Below are 22833 nucleotides of genomic sequence, written 5' to 3' on the forward strand. Positions count from 1 at the left end.
ATCTCTATTTCTCTGCTCTTCCTTTTTCTACATACATCTTTTCAAAATAGTTCTGGTATTCACCGCTGATGATGTTCTCCCACCATTCTTTATTGTCTAAATACCATTGAATTGTCATTGGAATACCTGTGTCAAAGGTATATTTTGGTTCCCATCCTAATTCAGTTTCTAATTTGGTAGGATCAATCGCATAACGACGGTCGTGTCCTTTTCTATCTTCTACAAAAGTGATCAAACTCTCTGGTTTATCTAAAGCTTTCAAAACAGTTTTGACAACTTGAAGATTTGTTCTTTCGTTATGACCACCAACATTATAGACTTCTCCTTCGCGTCCTTTACGAACAATTAAATCTATTGCAGTACAATGATCATATACATGCAGCCAATCTCGAACATTCTCTCCCGTTCCATATACAGGAATCGTTTCATCATTTAAAGCGCGTGAAATAATTAATGGGATTAATTTTTCGGGAAAATGATATGGGCCATAGTTATTTGAGCAACGAGAGATCGTCACTGGAAGTCCATACGTCCTATGATATGCTAACACAAATAAATCCGCACTGGCTTTTGCACTTGAATATGGACTTGAAGTATGAAGCGGTGTTTCTTCTGTAAAGAATAGATCTGGTCTGTCTAATGGAAGATCTCCATATACTTCATCTGTAGATACTTGATGATAACGTTTAATCCCATATTTAACGCAAGCATCTAACAAAGTGGTTGTTCCCATGACATTGGTTTTTACAAAAATTTCCGGATCTTCAATACTGCGGTCTACATGGCTTTCGGCCGCAAAGTTTACCACAACATCAAAATGTTCTTTTTCAAATAAATCAAAGATAAAATCTCTATCTGCAATATCTCCTTTAATAAACTTATAATTTGGTTTATCTTCTACCGGTTTGCAAGTCTCTAAATTGCCTGCATATGTCAATTTATCTAAATTAACGATCATATCTTCTGGATACTTATTCACCATGTAATGAACAAAGTTTCCTCCAATAAACCCAGCTCCGCCAGTAACTAAAAACTTCATCTTATTTTTCCTCCTGATATACAAACTGATTATTTGATTCTTCTAAAGTTGGTCCAATTTGATCTTTTTCACTAAGAACAGGTTCAATGCCATCTAATAATGTCCCCCAATCCACATTGACTGTCGGATCATCATAACGCATTCCACCTTCTGATTCTTTGTTATATACATTATCCACTTTATAACGGAATTCTACATCTGGAGTTAAAGTTAAGAATCCATGTGCAAATCCTTGTGGAATAAAGAATTGTCTGTGGTTTTCTGCGCTTAGTTCCACACTTACCCATTGACCATAGGTAGGACTTCCTTTACGAATGTCTACCGCTACATCGATCACCTTTCCTTTAGTACAAGATACTAGTTTAGACTGTGCATAGGGAGGATTTTGCCAATGCAATCCTCGCAATGTTCCTTGCTGAGCACTAAATGACATATTATCTTGCACAAAATCAACAGTAATTCCTAGTTTTTCATACTTAGGTTTTGAATACGTTTCGGTAAAATAACCTCGATGATCTCCAAAAACATCTGTATCAATAATCAAGACACCAGGAATTTTAGTTTCTGTTACTTTCATCCTTTGAACTCCTCCTCACCTTTGATATATTTCCGATCCATAATTTTTTTCAAATAAGCACCATATTGATTCTTCTTATAGATTTCGTAAATCTCTTCCAATTGCTTCAAAGAGATCCATCCATTAGTGAATGCAATTTCTTCCAAACAAGCAATCTTTCGATGCTGATGTTCTTCTATCGTCTTTACAAAATTTGTTGCATCTACTAAAGATTCATGTGTACCTGTATCGAGCCAAGTAAAACCATCTCCTAATAAAGTTACATTCAATTCATTATTCTCTAAATAAATACGATTCAAATCCGTAATTTCTAATTCTCCTCGAGCACTTGGTTTTAAATTTTTAGCATATTCAACCACTTTATTATCATAGAAATACAACCCCGTAACTGCGTAGTTTGACTTTGGATGTTCCGGTTTTTCTTCTAAAGAAATAGCTTTTCCTTCTTCATCAAACTCAACAACACCAAAACGCTCTGGATCTTCTACATAGTATCCGAATACTGTAGCTCCCACTTCTTTTTTGGCAGCGGCTTTTAATCGTTTGGTCAAACCATGACCATGGAAAATATTATCGCCTAAGATCATGGCACAAGAATCAGAACCAATAAACTCTTCTCCTAAAATAAAAGCTTGTGCTAACCCATCTGGGCTTGGCTGTACTTTATAAGACAGTTCAATTCCAAACTGATGTCCATCTCCTAATAATTCTTGAAAACGAGGAGTATCATCTGGTGTAGAAATAATCAATATTTCTCGAATTCCAGCCTGCATTAAAATCGACATAGGATAATAAATCATAGGCTTATCATAAATCGGCAATAATTGTTTACTTGTTACTTTTGTTAATGGATATAATCTGGTTCCGCTACCCCCAGCTAAAATAATTCCTTTCATTTTTTTATCCTCCTAAGTTTTATTCTATCATAAATAATAAACCCTTACGTAACGTAAGGGTCAATCGATTATATAAATTTATTGATTATTGGAACTTTTTTTAGAATAACTACCGTAAGTAACGACAGAATAAAAACTACTATTACAAGAAGAGATATAGTTACAACAGGTAGGTTTAAAAAAGGATTAATACTAAGATACTTTAGAATCGATCTTATAAAAAGCATATGGATCAAATAGACTCCAAAAGTTAAAACATCGAGTTTTTTTATCCATTCCCGATTTTTCCACTTGATGCTATCAACCAAAGAGAAGATCCCAATAGACTGTACTATGACAAAAACCGAAGAATAATTTGATAATACATTTCCTAAATTATAATGCGAATTCTCTTGATTGAAAATTGTTAAAAAAATAATACACAAAGTAGATAAAACTATCATAAAAAAAGATTGATATCGTTTTAGAGATATTATTCCGTGATGAAGTGCATATCCAAAAAATAAATAGAACGGATAAACAGAACTAACCATAATATAAAAAGCAATATGGATTCCGATCGTTTCTAACATAGGAATTACAGATAAAAACACAAAATATATTAGTAATAAATACTTAATCAGTTTATCCGAAGCACCTTTCGTAACAACTTTGTAAATAGGCAGCAGCAAATATATACCAATCAACAAATATAGATACCATAAATGAGACCAACTACTGCCTTGAAAAAAATCAAGAAATACTTGAATGACAGTATACAAATCAAACGATTCTTTGTGGACTATGACATCATAAACCACAAAAATAATGCAACAAAACAATAAAGCTTCTAGAATTCTTAAAACGTATCTTTTTAATATTTTATCTAGTGACAGTTGTTTATTCTTATCCAGTAATAGAGCTCCCGTAATCATAACAAAACATGGTACACACCAAAGCAGTAAATTTAAAATAATTTGAGATATCAACAATTCATTTTGGCTAATAACAGATCCATATAATCCAATGGCTCCACTCATAAAATGTAAAAGAACTATTCCCAAACATGAGATAGTTCTTAAATAATAAAAGCTATAAATCGGTTCTTGTTTTACCATGTTTCAACGCTGTCTCCTAAGCACCCTTCATTAGCCGAAGAACCTGTATCTGCTGGAGGTGTTTCTTGGACAGGTTGTTGTACTGGTTGTTCTTGCACCGGCTGTTGTACCGGTTGCTGTTCTTGAACTGGTTGTTGAGCAGGTTGTTGCACAGCCTGTTGCTCAGAAATATTTTGTTGGTTTTGCTCTGTCGTCACATTATTTTCCTGTGATTCTGATTGTGTTGCCAACTCTTCTTTTATTCTTTGTTCTGCATCTTTTGTTGAAACTTTAGCTTCTTGGTCAAGAGATTCATACTCTATGAAACAAATATCATCTTCAAACTTGATCGTTGCTTCCTTCACATCTTCGAAAGGAAAAGAGTGCAACTCATATGATGAATCTTCAAAATCAAGTTTAATGGTATAATCTGGAGAAATTTGCATCTCAGATCCTTCTTGTTCCGTTTCATTATTTTCAATAGCCTCTGTTGCATCATAATACAATGTTCTTGTTTCTTCATTAGCAAAAACTTCATCTTCTTTTAACATGTTTTCGCTATAATCCATTGTATCAGTTTTTATTGAAAAACCCACAATGTCATTACCTGTATCGTTGATTAGAGAGACTTTGTACACATTTTCTCCAGAAAGTTTCTCACCAATGATTTTTTCTTCGACTTCCTTTTCTTTGACTTCATCGGATTCTTGTCCTTGACAACCAGTCAAAAACAAAGAAAAGCAGAACATTGATCCAAATAATAATTTAATCTTCTTTTTCATATAAAAACCCTCCAACTAATTCATTCTAGAATAACTATGATATTTTAATGTTCCTGAAGTACCGTATGTAAACATATAGCCATTACGGCCTAATTCCTTTTCAAAATCAGGATCGAACACATAGATTGTTCCATTCATATTAATTTCAACCCATGAATGCGGGGTGTTATAACTGCCTTGATAACCTCCCACTTGATGAGCATCATAACCCAAATCTCTAGCAAGATAAGTAAATACAGCTGCCATTACATAACAATTGCCTCTATGCCTTGAGAAACCATATGAAGCATAGTTTGCACTGCCATAAGCATTATTATCAGCTGGTTCATATCTTGAATACGTAATACTCTTCGCATAATTAAATGCTGCTCTTAAATCCCTACCTAACGAATTATTTATTTCATTAGCAGTTTGCTCAAGATCTGATGCATATTCCCGATAATAGCCGGAATTCGATCCGACAACTGTACCCTTAGGAACAATTTTTATTTCTATAGCCTCCACTTGATTCCCTGACTTTGAGGAATTACCGGCGCTTTGTCCATTCATAGCCCAACCTAACCAACCAAGATGAGCTAAATGCGTACGATAGTAAATATCACAATACTTATTCATTTCCCCAGTCAATGAAACTTGAATTGCTAGCATTGGATTAGTGGATGTAACTTCTTGCCCGCTTGAATAAATATCTGTCCAACCTGAATGAGAAAAATTTACTTTATAATTCACAGCGCCAGAATATAAATTACCTGAGTTATTATCTATAGAAATTTTAATACCATTAATAGCTTTACTTTGTCCTGTAGTTCCAGCTGTTGCACCATTAGTCTTTTCGCTTTGCCAACCATAAGACGAAGAATTAACACTATATTTTAAACTTCCTATTCTATCTGTTCCAAGATAACCATTAGAAGTTTTTATGCTAGTATCTCCTTTTTTTCGAATCTGAATTTGAATGGCTTCTGTTCGTTTAGCCATTCCCTCAGTACCAGCCTTATCTCCATTTTTAACCCAGCCTAGCCAGCCATATGTTTGTACATGTACTCTGTAATAGACATCATAGTAATTTGCCACATCTCCTGTTAACTTGATTTGAATAGCTTCTAATCTTTTTGCCTGTCCGCTGGTTCCACTCACTGTTCCATTTTGCTTCCAATCTTGCCAACCATACGTCTGAACATGCGTTCGATATTGGATACCTCCAGAATATCCTGTATCTCCTAAGTTAATCTTGATTCCTTCTAATCTTTTTGCTTGCCCTGAAGTACCGCTAGTTGCTCCATCAGAGACAGTGCTCTGCCATCCATAAGTTTGTACATGAGTTTGATAAGTCACTAGTTGAGTTTTATAAGTGGTAGACGTATCACCCGGTGCCACTCCGCCTTTCTTTACAAGAACAATCTGAATGGCTTCCATTCGATAAGCATAACTTGAAGTACCAGAACTTTCTCCATTTTTTGCCCATCCAAGCCATCCGAATTTTTGAACATGAGTTCGGTAATATATATCGTAGTGATTAGCAAGTTCCCCAGTAAGTTTAATCTGAATAGCTTCTAATCTTTTTGCTTGGCCGGTTGTACCGCTCAACTCCCCGTTTTGCTTCCATCCTTGCCAACCATACGTCTGAACATGCGTTCGATATTGGATACCTCCAGAATATCCTGTGTCTCCTAAATTAATCTTAATTCCTTCTAATCTTTTTGCTTGTCCTGAAGTACCGCTAGTTGCTCCATCAGAGACAGTACTCTGCCATCCATAAGTTTGTACATGAGTTTGATACTTTACACTTGCTTCATCCGCCAGTAAATTTATCGAATCCTCTTTCTCGTTGTTTCCATTAGTATTCGAATTTTCAGCTTCATCCTTCTCTATTTCTTGACTATCTTCTTCTTGATTATCCACATTTGTTACACTACTATTTGAAGTTTCGTTTGACAAATCTGATGATTCGTCTTCCTTGTTATTAACGCTACTATCTAGTTCTTCATTCTGACTATTCTCGTCTTCAATAATCTCAGAATCTTCACTTTCCGCTTTCCCATTGTTCTCCGGTCCTGTTTGTTCACTTGAATGATCTTCATTATTATTCTGTGGTAACTCCAATTCCTCAGTAGTTAAATCATTCATATACCAAATAACAGATGAGGAAGCATTATTCTGATTTCTAAAAGATCCTTCAACAGTGAACTGTCCCTTATAATCAATATAATCTAAATCAGAATCTATAAAAGTAATAATAGCTTCTCCATTATCAATTTTCACCTTGCCTAGAACTTCATCTGTAGATTCGTTGGAATCCTTTTGATAAGCATAAATATATTCTTCAGTTGTATCTTTGAACTCCATATATTCTACCGGTAAATTAATGGACGCTTGATCCCCTGATACAGGGTTCACATTCTTAAACTCAAAATTGATAATCAATTGGTTATCTTCTTGTGAATACAAAAAAGGATGGAAACTCGGATCATTACTCCAATCTTTCTTTCCATCAAGAGCATAAACAGGTTGAATGCTGACAAAAAGAGCCAGAAAAAAAGCTATGATTCTATTCATCATTGGTTTTATCATATATTAATCTCTCCTCACCCATTAGATCGTCTTAGTTCTAGCTCTTAAATATTACAAATTGGTCGTATTTTAATTAATGTGTGGCAAAGATTGTGTATAAAAAAATTAACTCTAAACTAAACAAATAAACAGTCCGGCTTGTTTTGTAATTCGAATCGAACCCTGTTCATTTATTAATTTCTCGATATATTGCTTAAATTCATTTAATCTGGGACCAATCACTTCACTTTGATTTCCATGACAACTCATAATGTAGTCCACCAAAGGTTGTGCTTGATCAACTATCAACGCATCATCATATTCTTTCAATTGTACATTGGAAAAAAATTCTTTAAGAGTTTCCTCACCATTTTCAAGTCCGAATACATCATAAAGCTTATTCTGTGATAACTCAATCTGCGGATCATAAGACTTTACAATTTCGGTTATTTCCTTCATATGACATTTTCCGTAAGTGCTGCAGTAAAATACACCATTCTTTCGTAAAACTCTTACAATCTCAGATAACCCTTTTTGGATATCTTGAACATAAAACATCACATGATTAGCCACCACTGCATCAAAGTATTCATTTTTAAAAGGTATTGACTGACAATCTACTTGGATGCAGTTAAAATCATTCCCTAACTTTTTGCGAACCTCCTGTACCATTCCATCCGATATATCAGATAAAAATATTTCTCGATTTCTCAAATCGACTTTTTGATTTAACCAAAGCTTTCCATTACCGCACCCAATCTCTAAAAGACGCGTAACTTTTGAAAAATCAATTTGTTCATAAAGCCAATTGAACCAACCTTTTTTATTTGTCGAGAACCGATCATGTAATGATATCCTCACTTTTAAATTATTAGAATTCTTATATTGTTTAACAATATCTTCTTCAATATTAGACATTTGAAGCAAAGAAATAATTTGATCCCAGTTAATATTGTCATCTTCATTGTGGACTAAAGCCTCCATGGAGTCTCTAATCCCCTGTAAATGCGCAATCTGATTATTTAATAATTCAATCTGCATAGAAAATGATTCTTTAACATTCTCGTCTTTAAGAACCATAGGAAAAATCTCTTCCAATGAAAAACCCATATGTTTTAATGACAATATCTTTTGTAATTTCAATAAATCGGACTGAGTATATTTTCTATATCCATTTCCCATAACAAAAGAGGGTTTTAACAGCCCTATTTTATCATAATATCGAATAGTGCGTTCTGTGACGTTTGCCAGTTTAGCGAATTGGCCTGTTGAATAAGAACTCATTTTTCTTTTTTTCGATCCTCGTATTCTTTTATAGTTAGCTTTTGAATTAACTCATTGATTTTTTCTTTAAGTTTAGAAATTTGAATTGCTTGAATAAACAAGTTTTATTAGAAAATATAAAAACATCTCCTGATAAAATCTTCAAGCTAAAGCTTATTTTTCTTTGCTTAAAAACATCATATAATCATTCCTAATTTCATAATCAATATAATTTGAAAGGTCCTTTATCCAAATTAAAATTAATATTATGGAATGGATCTCCATTTTTTAAAATGTCTGGCCATTTTTCCTGAAATTTTTTTATTTCATTATTAAATCGTTCTAATTTTTCAGGTGTGTCTTCATAACCACGAGTTTTAGATTCAAAATGATGCCATAAAGAAAAGGCATTAAAGACATTGAATAGACCTAGTTTTCTGATTTTCAAACAAAAATCCACATCATTGCATGCAACCTTAAATTGCTCATCAAATCCGTCAACTTTATCATATATCTCTTTACGAACCATCAAACAAGCAGCAGTCACTGCAGAATAGTTTGAGGATACTCGCGGTCTACCCATATGTCCAAAATCATCTCGATCAATTTCAGTATAAGCATGAGTTGCATAACCTTTGTAACCGACTACAACACCCGCATGTTGCACAGTATTATCAGGGTAAAGCAGTTTTGCTCCCACTGCTCCTACTTCTTTTCTTTGGGCACATCCTAACAATTCTTCAATAGCATCTTCATTAATAATCTCTACATCATTATTCAAAAATAACAAATATTCTCCCTTAGCAAAGGTCACAGCAAAATTGTTAATTGCAGAATAATTAAACTCGTCTTTCCATGTAATGACTCTAACATTCTGATACTTATCTTCTACTTCATGATAATACTCAAAGATTTCTGGAGTAGTGCTATTATTCTCGACAACAATAATTTCAATATTTTTATAAACATTGATCTTTTCCAAGGACTCTATACAAGTTTTAAGAGTTTCGGTTTCATCTTTATTTGGAATAATAACAGAAATTAAAGGATTGCCTATTATTTTATATCGCACATGATACATTCCATAAAGTGGAGCATCTAACATCGTTACACTTCCCTCTACTCCACAGCGTTTTAAATGAGCTTCAATTGCTCTTTTACCTGCGTCATAGCAGTACATCTTGCTTGCGGGATCTTGAGCAGTTGAAGCAGGATGCATTCTCCAATGATAGAGAATCTTAGGCACATGATAAATGCTCTTGGATTTCTCTATACATCGAAATATAAAATCATAATCTTGGCTTCCATCATATTCTGGCCGCATCCCCCCTACTTCATCCACAATACTTTTCTTTACAGCAAAAAAATGTGTGATGTAATTATGGGAACGAAGTAAATCTATACTAAAATCCGGTTTAAAATGTGGATCCGTATAAATTTTTAGCGCATCATCAAATTTATCCTCATCACTATATAAACAATCATGATGTACTTCTTGCATACTAGAAACAAATTCAAACAAACAATCTGGAGTTAACATATCATCATGATCATAGAGAGCTATATAATCTCCTTCAGCCATTTCAAGAGCTCCATTCATATTTCCGGAAATTCCATAGTTTTTATCCAACTTTTTAAATTTTATCCGCTTTTCTTCAGAATAATGCTCTCTGATATAGTTCTCTACTGCATCTGTAGAACTTCCATCAGCAATACACAGCTCCCAATTTATATAAGTTTGTGCTATAACTGTTTCAATCATATCTTTTAAATATGTATCTTTTGTATTGAACGTAGCCACAATAATACTTATTTTGGGGTTATATGATAAACTAGTATTCCTTTGTTTTTCTAATGTTGCTTCTGTTGCCTTATGATCTTCAAACCAAAACTGATAACGAATATCCCCAGCATTGGGGCCCAGAGATAATCTCTTCAGAAATCGTTTCATCCCATATTCATCTATAAATTTTTTAGATTTATTTAAATTAGAAGGTTCTAAGTAACTTAAATAGTTCTTAAAGGTCTTTACAGAAAGTCCAGCAGACATAAATAACTTTTCTTGTCTTTTATGTTCCCCATCATCAAATTCTAAAATATATGTTTGTTTTTTATCTCCCTTGAATTTTATCTGAAAGCCGCAATATTTTTGTGAGAGTGATAACTTTTTTAACACAACGGTATCCGCTCGACTCATTTTTTGAAGCTTAAATTCGATTTCTTGGCCATCTTGATCAAATAATTTGTAATTAATATTCTTACCTTCTAGAGAGTATGCCCATCCAGTGACAATTAATTCATTATTATCTCCGCATTTAAAATAATCAATATATGAATCAATCAAATCTGCTTCTTCTATTTCTAAGATTTTCTTTTCATTGTAATCTAATATTTTTTTTCTTTGGCCTTCTGCCTCAGCAAAAAACTGAATTGATTTTGGCAATGTTTGAAACTTTACGCTCAATACAAATCCCACTCTAGAATTTCGTAAATACTTTGAATATTTCTCTTCAACATCTGCTCTTAATACACCATTCATTTCAAATGGTACCGAAACTCCGTCTAATTGAATATCATATTGAATTTCCTTGCCACCAGAATGAAATGCCCATCCATAAATATAAAAAGACTGCTCAATATATGTATTTTTTAGCTGCACTCTATCTATATAACAAACTATTTCATTATCTCCAATATTATGAAAAAATAACATTTTACAATACCTCAGCAAACCCTTTTTCTAATTTTCTAAAAATAAAATAACCTATTACTAAAACCAATAAGGAAAAGACCAAAACTCCAAATAAAGATAAAAAATTTGGCCAACATTGATATAAAAAAGCATCCCTATATGCATTAATAATTATTGTCATAGGGTTTAGGCTAATCAATTTGTATAATAAAGAAGAAGTTGGTAACATATTCAAACTATAAATCACTGGGGTTGCATAAAATCCCATTTGCAACACAAATCCCACAATATGCTCAATATCCTGTACATAAACATTGATAGCCCCAAGAATAAAGATAAGTCCAAGGTTTAATATCGCTTGAATCAAAGCTAACAGAGGTAGAGTGGCTAAATAAATTGAAACCCCTTCTCCCGTTCCAATGCAAAATATCAAGATAATGACACACGAAATCAAAAAGTTAACCAATCCACTTAGCACTTGAGAAATCAATAAAATCTCCCTGGGGAAATATACTTTTTTAATAATTCCCGCATTTCCTTTGATTGCTGTTGTACCTCCAGTAATGACCACTAAGAAAAAATTCCAAGGAATAATACCAGTAATTAGATACACTAAGTAATTATCAATTCCAGCCCCTCTGAATAGATATGGAAATACTATCCAATAGACAACCACCTGAAGCAATGGATTAATAAAAGACCATAGCACGCCTAAAAAAGACCCTTTATAGCGCCCACGAATATCTTTCTTTACATTCGATTTCAACAATTCTCTATAATTACATATATTTTTAATAATTTGCATATTCTTACCTATTCAGTTAATTCAAAAGTTACTTCTTTTTCTTCCAGAATTTCATTGTTTGGCAAAATATATCTCGCAAACAATTTATGTTTACCACATTCAAGTTGTTCTAGAGGCAACTCATATTCCCAGCCAATAGAATTCTCATCCATAAATCCAGCGAAATCTTCGTAATAAACATCATATACATCTTTGCGGCAAACTCTTTTTATCTTTGAAAGTTCGGTATCATCTAAAACTAATTTGAAAGAAGCTGAACTGCTATCTGTGATTGCCCATCCACGACATAGCATAGAATGATTGCTCTTTTTAACAGAAGCGAAATCTTTAGGCATATCTATAAATGTTATACCCTTTTCTTTCTGTTTACCTTCTTGAAGATTTTTAATACGTTGTTCTTTATGATCTAAAGCAACCTGCTTCAAATATTCGCCAATCACATAAGTAGGATCGCCATCAAGCTTAAACTCTCCTTTGTAGATCCAGATAGCTCGATGACATAATTCTTTTACAACACCTAAACTATGAGTAACAATAACGATTGTTTTTCCTGAATCTCTAAGTTCTTCCAGTTTCGCATAACACTTTTCTTGAAAATGTTGATCTCCAACCGCTAAAATCTCATCAATCAATAAGATATCCGCATCTACATTAATAGCCACTGAAAAAGCCAACCGCATATACATTCCTGAAGAATATGTACGGATAGGATTATCGATAAACTCTCCTAATTCTGAAAATTCAATAATATCTTTGATTCTACCTTCGATTTGTTTTCTTGTCAGTCCAAAAATTGATGCATTAAAATAAATGTTCTCCCTTCCTGTAAAATCAGGATGAAAGCCTGCACCCAATTCTAGTAAAGAGGTTAACTTTCCATCTGTTTTAATCGATCCTTTATTTGGAAAAATAATTTTGGTCATCAATTTTAAAAGAGTTGATTTACCCGAACCGTTGGTCCCGATCAATGCGACAGTCTCACCTTTTTTTATATCTAAATTAATATCTTTTAAAACTTCATGAACTTCAGTATTTCCGCGATTCCAAAACAAAAGCTTTTCTTTTAAAGTATGCGCTTTGTCATAATCCACTTTAAAATGCTTTGACATATTTCGTACTTCAATCGCATTTTCTTTATTCACAAGATCACCTCGCAAAACAAATATATTCTAACACATATCTCTATTAAAAAAAGGCCTGGCCCTTAAACCAGTCTGAATTTCCGCAAAAGACAGAAAAAAATATCCATGAGCCTAGCCTTTAATGGTTTTAAATCTTTATAATACGGATTCATATTCTGAAGTCCGATCGAAACAGGTTTTCCCATCTTTAAAAAATCTAAATGATTCTTGTAGAATATCCGCATCGAATCATATTCAGGAACACTTTCATAGTATTCTGGATAAATCTCTTTAATTGCTGATAAAGAATCAAATCTTTCCTGGGCAAAAGCTGCGCGTATATCATAATTAAATATTCTATTTAACTTTTGCTTAACCGTTGGTTTTTGATTGTCCGGCAATCCTATCGTATTCTTGTCATGGATGCGATAAGAAAATAACGGCTTGTTGTAGAAATACATTCCCTTTTCTGCCGATGCGATAATATTGAGGACCCAGTCATGAGGAAGAGTATCTATAAATTTCTCCTCAAATTTATTTCTGAGTTCTTTTTTGATAACCATAGAACACCCTTGAAAATAATTATGAAAAACAAATTCATTCAATGTCATTTCAATCAGTGCGTTCTCTTCTACGGGTTTTAATAAAAGATTGTTATTCGATCGTCCAGGAATCAGTTTGACCTCTACAGGTCGATCATTCTGATCAATCTCACGAAAAGAAGATGCCAAGGATAAAATAGCTGGATGCTCTTTCAAAACGGAAATCATATCCTTAATTTTATCAACATCCCAAATATCATCTTGATCACACAGAAAGATATAATCTCCTTTGCATTTCGATAAAGCTTTTTTAAAGTTCAGCTTATAGCCCAAGTTTTTCATATTTTGAAAGAGCAAGATTCTTGAATCCTCATTCTGATATTTCTCAATGATCGATACTGTCTTGTCTGTCGAACAATCATCGACAATAATGATTTCATCTACAGGCAAAGATTGTTGCAGAATAGAATTTAATTGTGCTTGAAGATATTGTTCTCCATTGTAAGTAGCCATTGCGACTGATATCATCAAGTTCTCCATGCCGCCTCCTATTTTAACGCCCATAAGATAGATATATCTTTATAATATACGATGTGTCTAAAGATTCTTCGGATCATGACATAATGATAGATGATCCTGGAAATAAATCCTTGATCATAAAAACAGTTTAAATCCTTTTTTAAGATTCTTAACCTTTTTCTGGCGCTGCTTTTAGAGTCCGTGACCGCCGAAAAAGATTGTTCTAAAACAGTATCCACAACCTGTATCTTGATATTTTTATTTCTCATATCGCGCATAAAAGAATGATCTACATAATCTAAAAACATCCGCTGGTCATATCGATAATCCCTAAAAATCAATAACTGAATCACCATTCCACTGTTGATTCCGCAGATGTTTTGCGGCGTCAATTCCTCAATCTTTTGTATTCTATGACAGTATCCATGCTTACTCATCTTACTTGGAGAAAGTATGCCCAACGAATCTTTGACAACAGGCAAATAGATTGGTTTTAGACTTTTTTTGATCTCTTCATTCATTTTTTTGACAAAATCAGAAGGAATATTTGTATCATCATCCAAAAGAACAACATAGTTGTTAGGATCCTCTTTATGTGAAAAGATCCAATCTATCGCTTTGTTATAAGCTTTCGGCAAGCCTTTATTTCCTTCCATCGTAATATATATTTGATGATTCTGCTTTACTGTAGACTGATTAAAATCAACAAATTGCCTTTCTGTGCTATTGTCAACAACAATAAGAGTAAGATCTTGAGATAAAAGAGATCGATAGGATCTCGATTCACTAATTTTTTTGTTGTATATTACTAAAATTCCATATTTTATAAACATACTTACTCCGTTGTTTGTTATCCTTTGTTCAATCTATATTTTTTATACTTCTCGATTTCATAAAACAGATCTTTACGCCATTTGATCATTTGACGAATGCCGGCATGCTTCATATCTGTTTTATTATCCTCATGCCGGCGATACAACAAGTATACTTCCGGGATGAGAATATTCTTTCCCTCCAACTCTCCGACCAATCCGATCCATTGATCATGCATAGGTATTCTTTTAGGAAATGGAATAATTCGCTCTTTTAAATTGCTTTTAAAAGCCATGCAGCAACCTATGTAACTGTTTCTGATCATGTTTTCCCTGATTCCTAATTTTACATGGCGATAAGAAAAATAAGATGGTTCTTTAATGACCATTTTTTCATCTACGATAGATGCATCGTGCATCACCACTTGCACACTTGGATCTTCAAACTCCTTCAATACTCGTTTCACTTTTCCAGGGAGCCAATAGTCATCCTGATCCGCCAGAAAAATGATGTCATTTTGTGTATAAGCGATCGCATTCTCAAAATTTTTAATTACACCTTTGTTCGGACCCGGGATCACATGAACACGCGAATCCTTTTTTGCGCGCTCCAAAACAATTTCCTCTGTTTGATCTGTTGAGAAATCCAAAGAAATGATCAATTCATCCGTAGGATTCAATTGATGTAAAATCGATTCCATCTGATCCGCAATATATTTTTGTCCGTTGTAGGCTGCCATAGCCACTGAAACTGTTTTCTCTTCCACTTTAAGACCCCGAATTTTGTTCTATTTTATCATAGATTCTGTTTGATTTATTCCATTAACAAACGATTGCTTCGTAAAATATCGCAAATAAAGAGATTTGATATTCTCTCTTTGAATAGAATTTTCCTGTATTGTTTGACCACAAATCACCTTAGCCATTGGTTTGATACAGTCATGAGAAACATGAAAACCTATATTTTCTTTCTCACAAAAATCTTTCGTATCCCCTGGAATCGTATTGATGATAGGTAACTGTCCACACATATAATCTAACGATTTCATGGTTAGTCCAACGACCACATTTTCCTTCATCACATTGAATCCAAAATGACACTGATCAAAAATCTTCTGTTTTTCCACCTGATCAAAAACCTTATTATGATCAATAACTTCTACTTTTTTCATCTTTACCTGGTAAATCAGTTCCTTTTTAGATTCTCCATCCCCGATCAAATGTAACTTTACCTTTTTATATTTCGAACATGTTTCACAGAATTGAGCAATAAAATCAATGTCGATGATGTTATTCATAGATCCCAAATAACAAAATGATATTTCATTTTCTTTTAGATCCATTTTACGTTGTAACGGCATTTCTTGCCGAGCCCAATACAAGGTATGAAATTTAGGATTGCCTTCCTGATGAAGAACCCTATGAAATAAATCGCATTCCGTATAGACAAGATCCGCAGTATCCAAATACCGATCTCTGACGTTTTTCCAAACTGTAAACGGAAAACGGTTTTTCCATTTTGAAATTGGCATCGTTTCTGGCCACAGATCGATTAAATCAAAAATCAATCGAGTCTGCGGATGCTTCCGTTTATACATAGACATAGTCTTCGCCAAAGAATTACATGGAATCAAAACATGTAATACATCCAAAACCTGTGAGTTGATGGCATGATAAGCACGTTTTGAAAAATCGATGTGCGAACGAATCCGCGCGATCGACAGATTCTTTTGATAAGGTCGAGTCGAAATCTGAATCGTGACAGGATCCTGCAAAGGAATTTTCGTTTTTTTTCGATGTGAAAAATCAGAAGAATATACCTTTACTTCTGCTCCTTTTTCTTCATAGTACTCTTTTAGTAAAGAAACCCTGTCAAAATAGGTATCAAAAGCACAAACTATCCCTACTTTCATAGACCTCCTCCACTTTCCGTAATCTGAATGCTTTGTTCAAGAGAATATTTAGTGTAATCTAAATCAAAAGAAGATAATGAAGGATCAATAATAAGATTGCCAAACACTTTATTTACGATTGTTTGTTTTCTCATGCATTTTAGAACGGGATTAAATACAGAAACAAAATGAATGGTATGCCCATGTTCTCGAGCAATCAGGGCAATCAAATCTTTTGTCTGGACCGGTTTCTGATTTTGAGGAAGAAAGATTCCTTCTAACTCTAAATCAATCACTTTCTTTATAAACTGAACAAGATTTCCCACAAACAACATACTTCTTTCATTTCCAAGGGTTGGAAAAAACGGAGATTTTTGGGCAAACTTCGACAATAAAGGATAATTTCCTTTCGAATGAGGTCCATAGATCATAGGTGGACGCAAAATAACAACTTTCATATCCGAATCGATCGAACGAATCTTGATTTCAGCTTGTTTCTTAGAATCGCCATAAAAATTATCTGGAGTTAAAGGAGTTTCTTTCGTTATCGTTCGTTTACAGCCCACTTTGCCGCTCCCATAGACGATGATCGAACTCATAAAAATAAATTGTTTAACGCCTTCACGACTTGCCTTTAACGCAGTTTGATAAGCTAGTTCCGTGTTGATTTGATAATAGAGATCTTTCTGACTTTCATCCGGCGTAGAATGCGCTAATCCTGCCACATGATAAACTACATCATATCCTTCAAAAGAAAAATCTGTCCACTTTGGATTCTTCAAATCGAGTTCCGCAACTTGATAAGCTTCTGGTTTTCTTTCCAGTTCGTTTCGTACAAAACTGCCTAAATAACTGTTCTTACCTGTGATCAGTACCTTTTTCATTCATGATCTCCTCTATGCATTTCTCCAGTACCGCCCTCAACAACACCATCATGTTTCAATACAGATGTAATAGTCATCAAAAAACATTTGCAGTCAAAAAGGAAACTTTGTCTTTGTACATATTCACCATCTAATTTTGCTTTTACAGGAATCTCCAATTCATCTCGCCCATTGATCTGCGCCCAGCCAGTAAGCCCAGGCATAACATCGTTAGCACGATATTTATCACGTTCCTCGATCAAGTCATACTGATTCCATAAAGCGGGACGAGGCCCCACGATTGCCATATCTCCCTTAATGATATTGATCAACTGCGGCAATTCATCTAAGCTAGTCTTCCTTAAAAATTTCCCCACCGAAGTAATATATTGATCTGGATTGGTTAACATATGCGTCGGGACATCTTTCGGAGTATCTATTCGCATGGTCCGAAATTTTAAAATATTGAAATGTGTTTTATGGATCCCCACTCGTTTTTGTTTAAAAAACACCGGACCCGGAGACGTGATCTTGATCAAAATGCAAAGAACGATGAACAGTGGAGACAATACGATAAAACCACAAAAACTGATACAAAAATCTAAGATTCGTTTGATCCCTTTCGAATACATCGTAACCCTCCAATACTCTTCGATATTGTATCATGAATCACAACTACACACAAAAAACAGCCGTGCCCCGCACAGCTGTCGCTAATTCATGCGATCTTTGATCGTTTCTAACAGTACTTCTTTGATCTTGGCCGGATCATCCGTTCGCATGATCACATCATACAAAGAAGTGATTTTTTGATCTACCTCTTCTTGGGTAATCTCAATTGGTTCATGCACGAAGATCAGCTTGTTTTCCGTTCGATGACATTTTTCAATCTCCAGTGCCAGCTCTTCAAACATCTTTTCCCCCGGACGAAGACCAATTTCTTTGATCTCAATATCTTTATAAGGAACGGCCCCCGATAAGGAGATCATCTTTTCTGCCAAATCTAAGATCTTGACGGGTTTTCCCATATCCAAGACGAAGATCTCTCTATGATTCGCATAATATCCTGCTTGTAAAACCAGCTGTGCCGCCTCTGGAATCGTCATAAAATAGCGCTGAATATTTTTATCCGTGATGGTAACAGGTCCTCCCTGTTTGATCTGCTCTTTGAAAATGGGAATTACAGATCCGTTAGATCCTAAAACGTTGCCAAAGCGGACAGCTGCCATACGAATTGGCTTATCTGTTTCTCTAGATTGCAGAATCAGCTCTGTCATACGTTTGGTAGCCCCCATAACGTTTGTCGGGTTCACAGCCTTATCCGTAGAAATCATGATAAAACGTTCTACTTCGCTATGGATACAAGCATCGATCACATTCTTTGTCCCGAAAATATTGTTGCGAATTGCTTCCGTCGGCCGATCCTCCATCAAAGGCACATGTTTGTGCGCGGCAGCATGATATACAACCTGAGGATGGAATTGATCAAATATTTTAAACACTTCATCACGCTCACGTATTGAAACAATCAAAGTTTCTAATTCGATTTTTGGCGAATAAGACCCCTTTCTTACTCCGCGTAATATCTCTTGTTTCAACATATACAAAGTATTTTCATTGATGTCTAACAAAACCAACGACTTGGGTTGAAAAGGCAAGATTTGACGAACCAGTTCCGAACCAATCGAACCGCCTGCCCCTGTAACACAGACCACTTTATCCGTCAAATAAGAACCAATTTGTTCCGTTTGTAAATTGATGCTCGGTCGCTCCAGCAAATCCTCGATTTGAATATCTTCCACATGGACAGGAGAATTTAAGTCATTTTCCGTGGTAAATCGCATGATCTTCGTATTGGCTCCCGATGAAGCACAAAGATCAATGATCCTTTGTTTTTGTTGTCTTGTCGCCTTACTGATAGCGATAAAAACATGTTTAACATCATACTTTTCACAAATAGCTTTGACATCGTCCACGGTTCCCAAAACTTTTTTTCCGCTGATGATCGTTCCTTTTTCTTTTAAATCATCCAAAAAACCAACGACATTATACGGATAGCTCGTTCCCCGATAAATCTCTGTCAACATCAAATAGCCGGCATTCCCCGCCCCGACGATCAGAGCATTCTCGCTTCGCTCCATATCCATGGCATAACGCCTGAAAGAACGATAGATCAGACGACAGCCCAAGGAAGCAAAAAAAGCAAGAGCCTCCCCTAAAATCAAAATCTGTGTATGAAGAAAAAGTCCAGATAAAGAAGAGAATACCAACATGATCACTAAACAGACAATAGACTTCAAACCTGCGCGAATGACTTCACTTGGCCCCGTAAATGTCCACAGGCTCTTATAAGTTTGAAAAACCACTCCCATCACAGCATGAAGAACCAAAACAAAAACCATACCTAAAAGAATATAGCTAGTGATATGTAAAACTCTTCCATCCAAGAAAAAATGATTATCAAAGAAAAACGCAAAGACATAACAAAAAAAGACTACGAAGATATCAAACAAGGAAATCATCAAGCCTCGATATCTTTGATATAGGATCGATTTATACAAACTTGTCATATTGATCACCCAAATCTTAATTATTATATCGTATTTCCCCATAAATACAAAATTTCAGTATATCGATTCACATAAAAAAATCGCATAAGTAACTCGTAATGAGGCCTCATACGATTTATTAAAAATATTTAAGATTCTGGAATCGGGGGAAGATCGGCTTTTCCAAGACCATGCATTTCTTTTAAATACAGATATAATTGAGTCATTGTCATATCAACATAAGGGGTAACAAACACTACACCAATTCCGCAACATAGAACCCCCAACAAGATCCAGCCTAGAAAGGAGAGTTCCAATACGAAAATATTCCATTTGTTATTCTGCGTCAAGAGCGCTGATTGTTTAAACACTTCAGAAGAATTCATATCCGGGTTTTCTGCCAGAATGAAGGGGACCATCCGATACTCATAGATTTTTATGATGCCAGGCACCACAAAACAAAGCAGCCATAGAGCAATCTTCAAATAATACAGAAATGTAATCTTGACAACATTCCAATAGGAAGATTTAAAAAAATCAAAAAGCGTTGAAAGAGTCCCTATCCTGTCTGCAGATTCCAAGTAATACTTCGTAAGTCCAATCCAGATCGTATGTCCAACAAAGACAGAATAAATCCAGGAAACAAGCATGATCACGATCCAGATCCGAATCAAAGCTTGCATATCAATGGCATAATTGCCAAAAAGAAAAACAAGTCCATCTTGAGGATCGTATATTTCCATGAGCAATGTAAAAAAGGCACCTTGCAGTACTCCGCCTAGAATTGATACACCTAGAATTGCCCAATACTTCCCTTGCAGCACATCTTTTGCTCTTTGTTTCATTTCTTCTGATGTCCACATAGAATCACCCATTTCTTTCTATATTATTATAGCATGCAATCTAGGATACTCCTAAATTAACAAGATACTCATAATAAAAAAAGAACGCAGTCTTTCAACTACGTTCCATAACTCTCTATCGTTTCCTGACTCATGCCTGGATCCGTATACGTTTGAGAAGGATCTGTTGTTTCCAAATAAGATTCTTCACTATATGACTCTTCAGGTACGACGGATTGCTCATAACCATAATCATAAGTACTATTCGAGTCCGTATACGTATCACCAGGAACAGATCCCGTATCCGTACGATAATCCATAGTAGAGTCGTATTGTCCCCAGTAGTTATAAACAGGATATGTCGTTTCCAGCCATTCTGTATCCACGGAATCAGATGATTCTCCATTCATCACCGCTTCAATTTTTTCTCTGGCAATCTGTACTGTACGCATATCCGGAATAGACACAGAAGCCTCCTGCCCCAAGGCAGCACAATACATCATATCTCCGGCTACATCGATCTGATATGTTTCGAACGTCCAATCTGGATTTGCCTGCAATTGATACTGCAAAAGCGAAGTGATCTCTTTTGTGCTCATGTTAGTCTCAAAAGCACCGCTGAAAGCATCCATCAAACTAGCATAATTCACAATGATATCCGGAGAAGTTGCTTTATCGACGATAGCCTGTAATACCTTTTGTTGATTCTTTACACGCTGATTGTCTCCATCTTCATACGCATAACGTTCACGGGCAAAAGAAAGAGCTCGATCTCCTTCCAAATGATTCCAGCCTTCTGTTACACCCTCTAAACTGCTGTCCGCATAAAAAGTATCCACAGCCATACCTTCTTCGATATACACATCAATACCGCCTAAGGCATCTACAATATCGGTTACGCTCGAAAAGTTGACACGGAAAGTATAGTTGATCTCGATTCCTAAGAAGTTTTCAATTGTCATCTTCGACGCATTCACACCATACATTCCTAAATGTGTAATTTTATCCATGGCGCCTGTAAGGCATCCATCTGCCGCATCACAAGCCGATTCCACATAGGTATCTCTTGGAATGCTCGTCAACAAAATGGTTCCCGTTGATGGATTGACCGTTACGATCATATTCACATCCGAGCGCGACAGTTCACCAACATCCCCATAAGTATCATTGCCCGATATCAAAATATTAAAAGGTTCCGTTGTGACATCGGATACAACTAAAGCCTCGTTAGCCTTATCCGTATAATAGATCGTTTCATAGACCACTTTGGTTTCATTGCCAAAATCAGCATATTCTTCCATCTCTTCAACATTGCCGCGATATGTCTCATTCAATACGATCGCATCGACCTCTCCATCGTATAGTGCCTGCACCAAAGCCTGAACACTTACATAATCCGTCTGCTCAAATGGAAGATCACCATAATCGCTGGCAAAAACAGCTTCCTTTTCTTCTTCAGCTTCTTCATCCTCTTCCAAGGCATACACATCAAATGTCGACTGAGACAGCTTCGCCGTTTTTTCATCGTTTCCCAGTTGTTTAGAAGCATCCTTTAAAAATTCTTCTGTACCATAATTATCTATGGTTCTTAAATAGCCGATCGAGCCATTCTCCAGATCCTCTAGATCCTCTGCAGAACTCGATTTTAACGCAATTAGAGACACTGTGTTTTTTACCTCACCAGAATGCGTTGTGATATTGGTCAACATATTTGATGTGCGATAAAGATAAAAAGAGCCTACGCTCAAAGCACCGATCAAGATGAGCACAAATAGAGAAGAAAAGATTTTGCCACTTGTTTTACGGTTCATAAAGTTTACACATATGAATCCGATGGCACAAATCAAAACCAAAATCAGGATCGCAGGAATCAGTAAATTGGTAGGAAGAACATTCAATATGATCAACTCAGCAACGGCAATCACCGTAATTAAAATCAATAAGACAGAAAGAATGATCGCAAAGATTTGAAAAGCCTTACTCTTTTTTCGAACCTTCCTCATCGAGTCCCCT

19 protein-coding genes are annotated in these 22833 nt (G+C 35.2%); all 19 read right to left on the reverse strand.

The annotated features are described in order from the left end of the window. Positions 1 to 4: 4 nt before the first annotated feature. Positions 5 to 1039, reverse strand: a complete 1035-nt coding sequence (rfbB, locus tag HNQ43_RS05325) for a dTDP-glucose 4,6-dehydratase (RefSeq protein ID WP_183375512.1) — start codon at positions 1037 to 1039, stop codon at positions 5 to 7. Between the two features lies 1 nt (position 1040). Then, positions 1041 to 1616: a dTDP-4-dehydrorhamnose 3,5-epimerase gene (gene rfbC, locus HNQ43_RS05330; protein ID WP_183375515.1), complete on the reverse strand. Its 576-nt coding sequence runs from the start codon at positions 1614 to 1616 to the stop codon at positions 1041 to 1043. Next, the gene (gene rfbA / locus HNQ43_RS05335) at positions 1613 to 2512 is read right to left on the reverse strand and encodes a glucose-1-phosphate thymidylyltransferase RfbA (RefSeq protein WP_183375517.1); all 900 of its coding nucleotides are present in this window, start codon (positions 2510 to 2512) and stop codon (positions 1613 to 1615) included. The genes rfbC and rfbA overlap by 4 nt, the downstream gene beginning before the upstream one ends. A gap of 68 nt (positions 2513 to 2580) precedes the next feature. After that, on the reverse strand, positions 2581 to 3609 hold the full coding sequence (locus HNQ43_RS05340; RefSeq protein WP_183375519.1) for an acyltransferase: 1029 nt from the start codon (positions 3607 to 3609) through the stop codon (positions 2581 to 2583). Then, on the reverse strand, positions 3603 to 4370 hold the full coding sequence (locus HNQ43_RS05345; protein ID WP_183375521.1) for a hypothetical protein: 768 nt from the start codon (positions 4368 to 4370) through the stop codon (positions 3603 to 3605). The genes HNQ43_RS05340 and HNQ43_RS05345 overlap by 7 nt, the downstream gene beginning before the upstream one ends. 15 nt (positions 4371 to 4385) lie before the next feature. After that, positions 4386 to 6941, reverse strand: coding sequence for a transglutaminase domain-containing protein (locus HNQ43_RS05350; protein WP_183375523.1), 2556 nt, complete (start codon positions 6939 to 6941; stop codon positions 4386 to 4388). Positions 6942 to 7052: 111 nt separating this feature from the next. Next, positions 7053 to 8204 (reverse strand): MerR family transcriptional regulator, encoded by a 1152-nt coding sequence (locus HNQ43_RS05355; protein WP_183375525.1) that lies wholly within the window; start codon positions 8202 to 8204, stop codon positions 7053 to 7055. A 202-nt stretch (positions 8205 to 8406) separates the two neighbouring features. After that, a complete protein-coding gene (locus HNQ43_RS05360) occupies positions 8407 to 10896 on the reverse strand; it encodes a glycosyltransferase family 2 protein (RefSeq protein WP_183375527.1) in 2490 nt (829 codons plus the stop codon). A 1-nt stretch (position 10897) separates the two neighbouring features. Next, entirely contained in the window at positions 10898 to 11680 is a 783-nt protein-coding gene (locus HNQ43_RS05365; protein WP_183375529.1) for an ABC transporter permease, read from the reverse strand. An 8-nt stretch (positions 11681 to 11688) separates the two neighbouring features. Then, the gene (locus HNQ43_RS05370; protein WP_342353960.1) at positions 11689 to 12822 is read right to left on the reverse strand and encodes an ABC transporter ATP-binding protein; all 1134 of its coding nucleotides are present in this window, start codon (positions 12820 to 12822) and stop codon (positions 11689 to 11691) included. Between the two features lie 62 nt (positions 12823 to 12884). Continuing rightward, the gene (locus HNQ43_RS05375) at positions 12885 to 13883 is read right to left on the reverse strand and encodes a glycosyltransferase family 2 protein (RefSeq protein ID WP_221248004.1); all 999 of its coding nucleotides are present in this window, start codon (positions 13881 to 13883) and stop codon (positions 12885 to 12887) included. Positions 13884 to 13891: 8 nt separating this feature from the next. Beyond that, complete coding sequence (locus HNQ43_RS05380) at positions 13892 to 14695, reverse strand: glycosyltransferase (protein WP_183375531.1); 804 nt, start codon at positions 14693 to 14695, stop codon at positions 13892 to 13894. 17 nt (positions 14696 to 14712) lie between these two features. Further along, on the reverse strand, positions 14713 to 15441 hold the full coding sequence (locus HNQ43_RS05385) for a glycosyltransferase family 2 protein (protein WP_183375533.1): 729 nt from the start codon (positions 15439 to 15441) through the stop codon (positions 14713 to 14715). Positions 15442 to 15462: 21 nt separating this feature from the next. Continuing rightward, a complete protein-coding gene (locus HNQ43_RS05390; RefSeq protein WP_183375535.1) occupies positions 15463 to 16587 on the reverse strand; it encodes a glycosyltransferase family protein in 1125 nt (374 codons plus the stop codon). Continuing rightward, positions 16584 to 17450 carry an NAD-dependent epimerase/dehydratase family protein gene (locus tag HNQ43_RS05395; protein WP_183375537.1) on the reverse strand — a complete coding sequence of 289 codons (867 nt, stop codon included), beginning with the start codon at positions 17448 to 17450 and terminating at the stop codon, positions 16584 to 16586. Before HNQ43_RS05395 ends, HNQ43_RS05390 begins: the two co-directional genes overlap by 4 nt. Then, a complete protein-coding gene (locus tag HNQ43_RS05400) occupies positions 17447 to 18061 on the reverse strand; it encodes a sugar transferase (RefSeq protein WP_183375539.1) in 615 nt (204 codons plus the stop codon). Before HNQ43_RS05400 ends, HNQ43_RS05395 begins: the two co-directional genes overlap by 4 nt. Positions 18062 to 18142: 81 nt before the next feature. Then, positions 18143 to 19999: a polysaccharide biosynthesis protein gene (locus tag HNQ43_RS05405; protein ID WP_183375541.1), complete on the reverse strand. Its 1857-nt coding sequence runs from the start codon at positions 19997 to 19999 to the stop codon at positions 18143 to 18145. 128 nt (positions 20000 to 20127) lie between these two features. After that, positions 20128 to 20853 carry a DUF975 family protein gene (locus HNQ43_RS05410; protein ID WP_183375543.1) on the reverse strand — a complete coding sequence of 242 codons (726 nt, stop codon included), beginning with the start codon at positions 20851 to 20853 and terminating at the stop codon, positions 20128 to 20130. A gap of 86 nt (positions 20854 to 20939) precedes the next feature. Further along, positions 20940 to 22823, reverse strand: coding sequence for an LCP family protein (locus tag HNQ43_RS05415; RefSeq protein WP_183375545.1), 1884 nt, complete (start codon positions 22821 to 22823; stop codon positions 20940 to 20942). Between the last annotated feature and the right edge of the window lie 10 nt (positions 22824 to 22833).

Source organism: Faecalicoccus acidiformans (assembly GCF_014202635.1).
In the GTDB taxonomy this organism is placed as follows: domain Bacteria; phylum Bacillota_I; class Bacilli_A; order Erysipelotrichales; family Erysipelotrichaceae; genus Faecalicoccus; species Faecalicoccus acidiformans.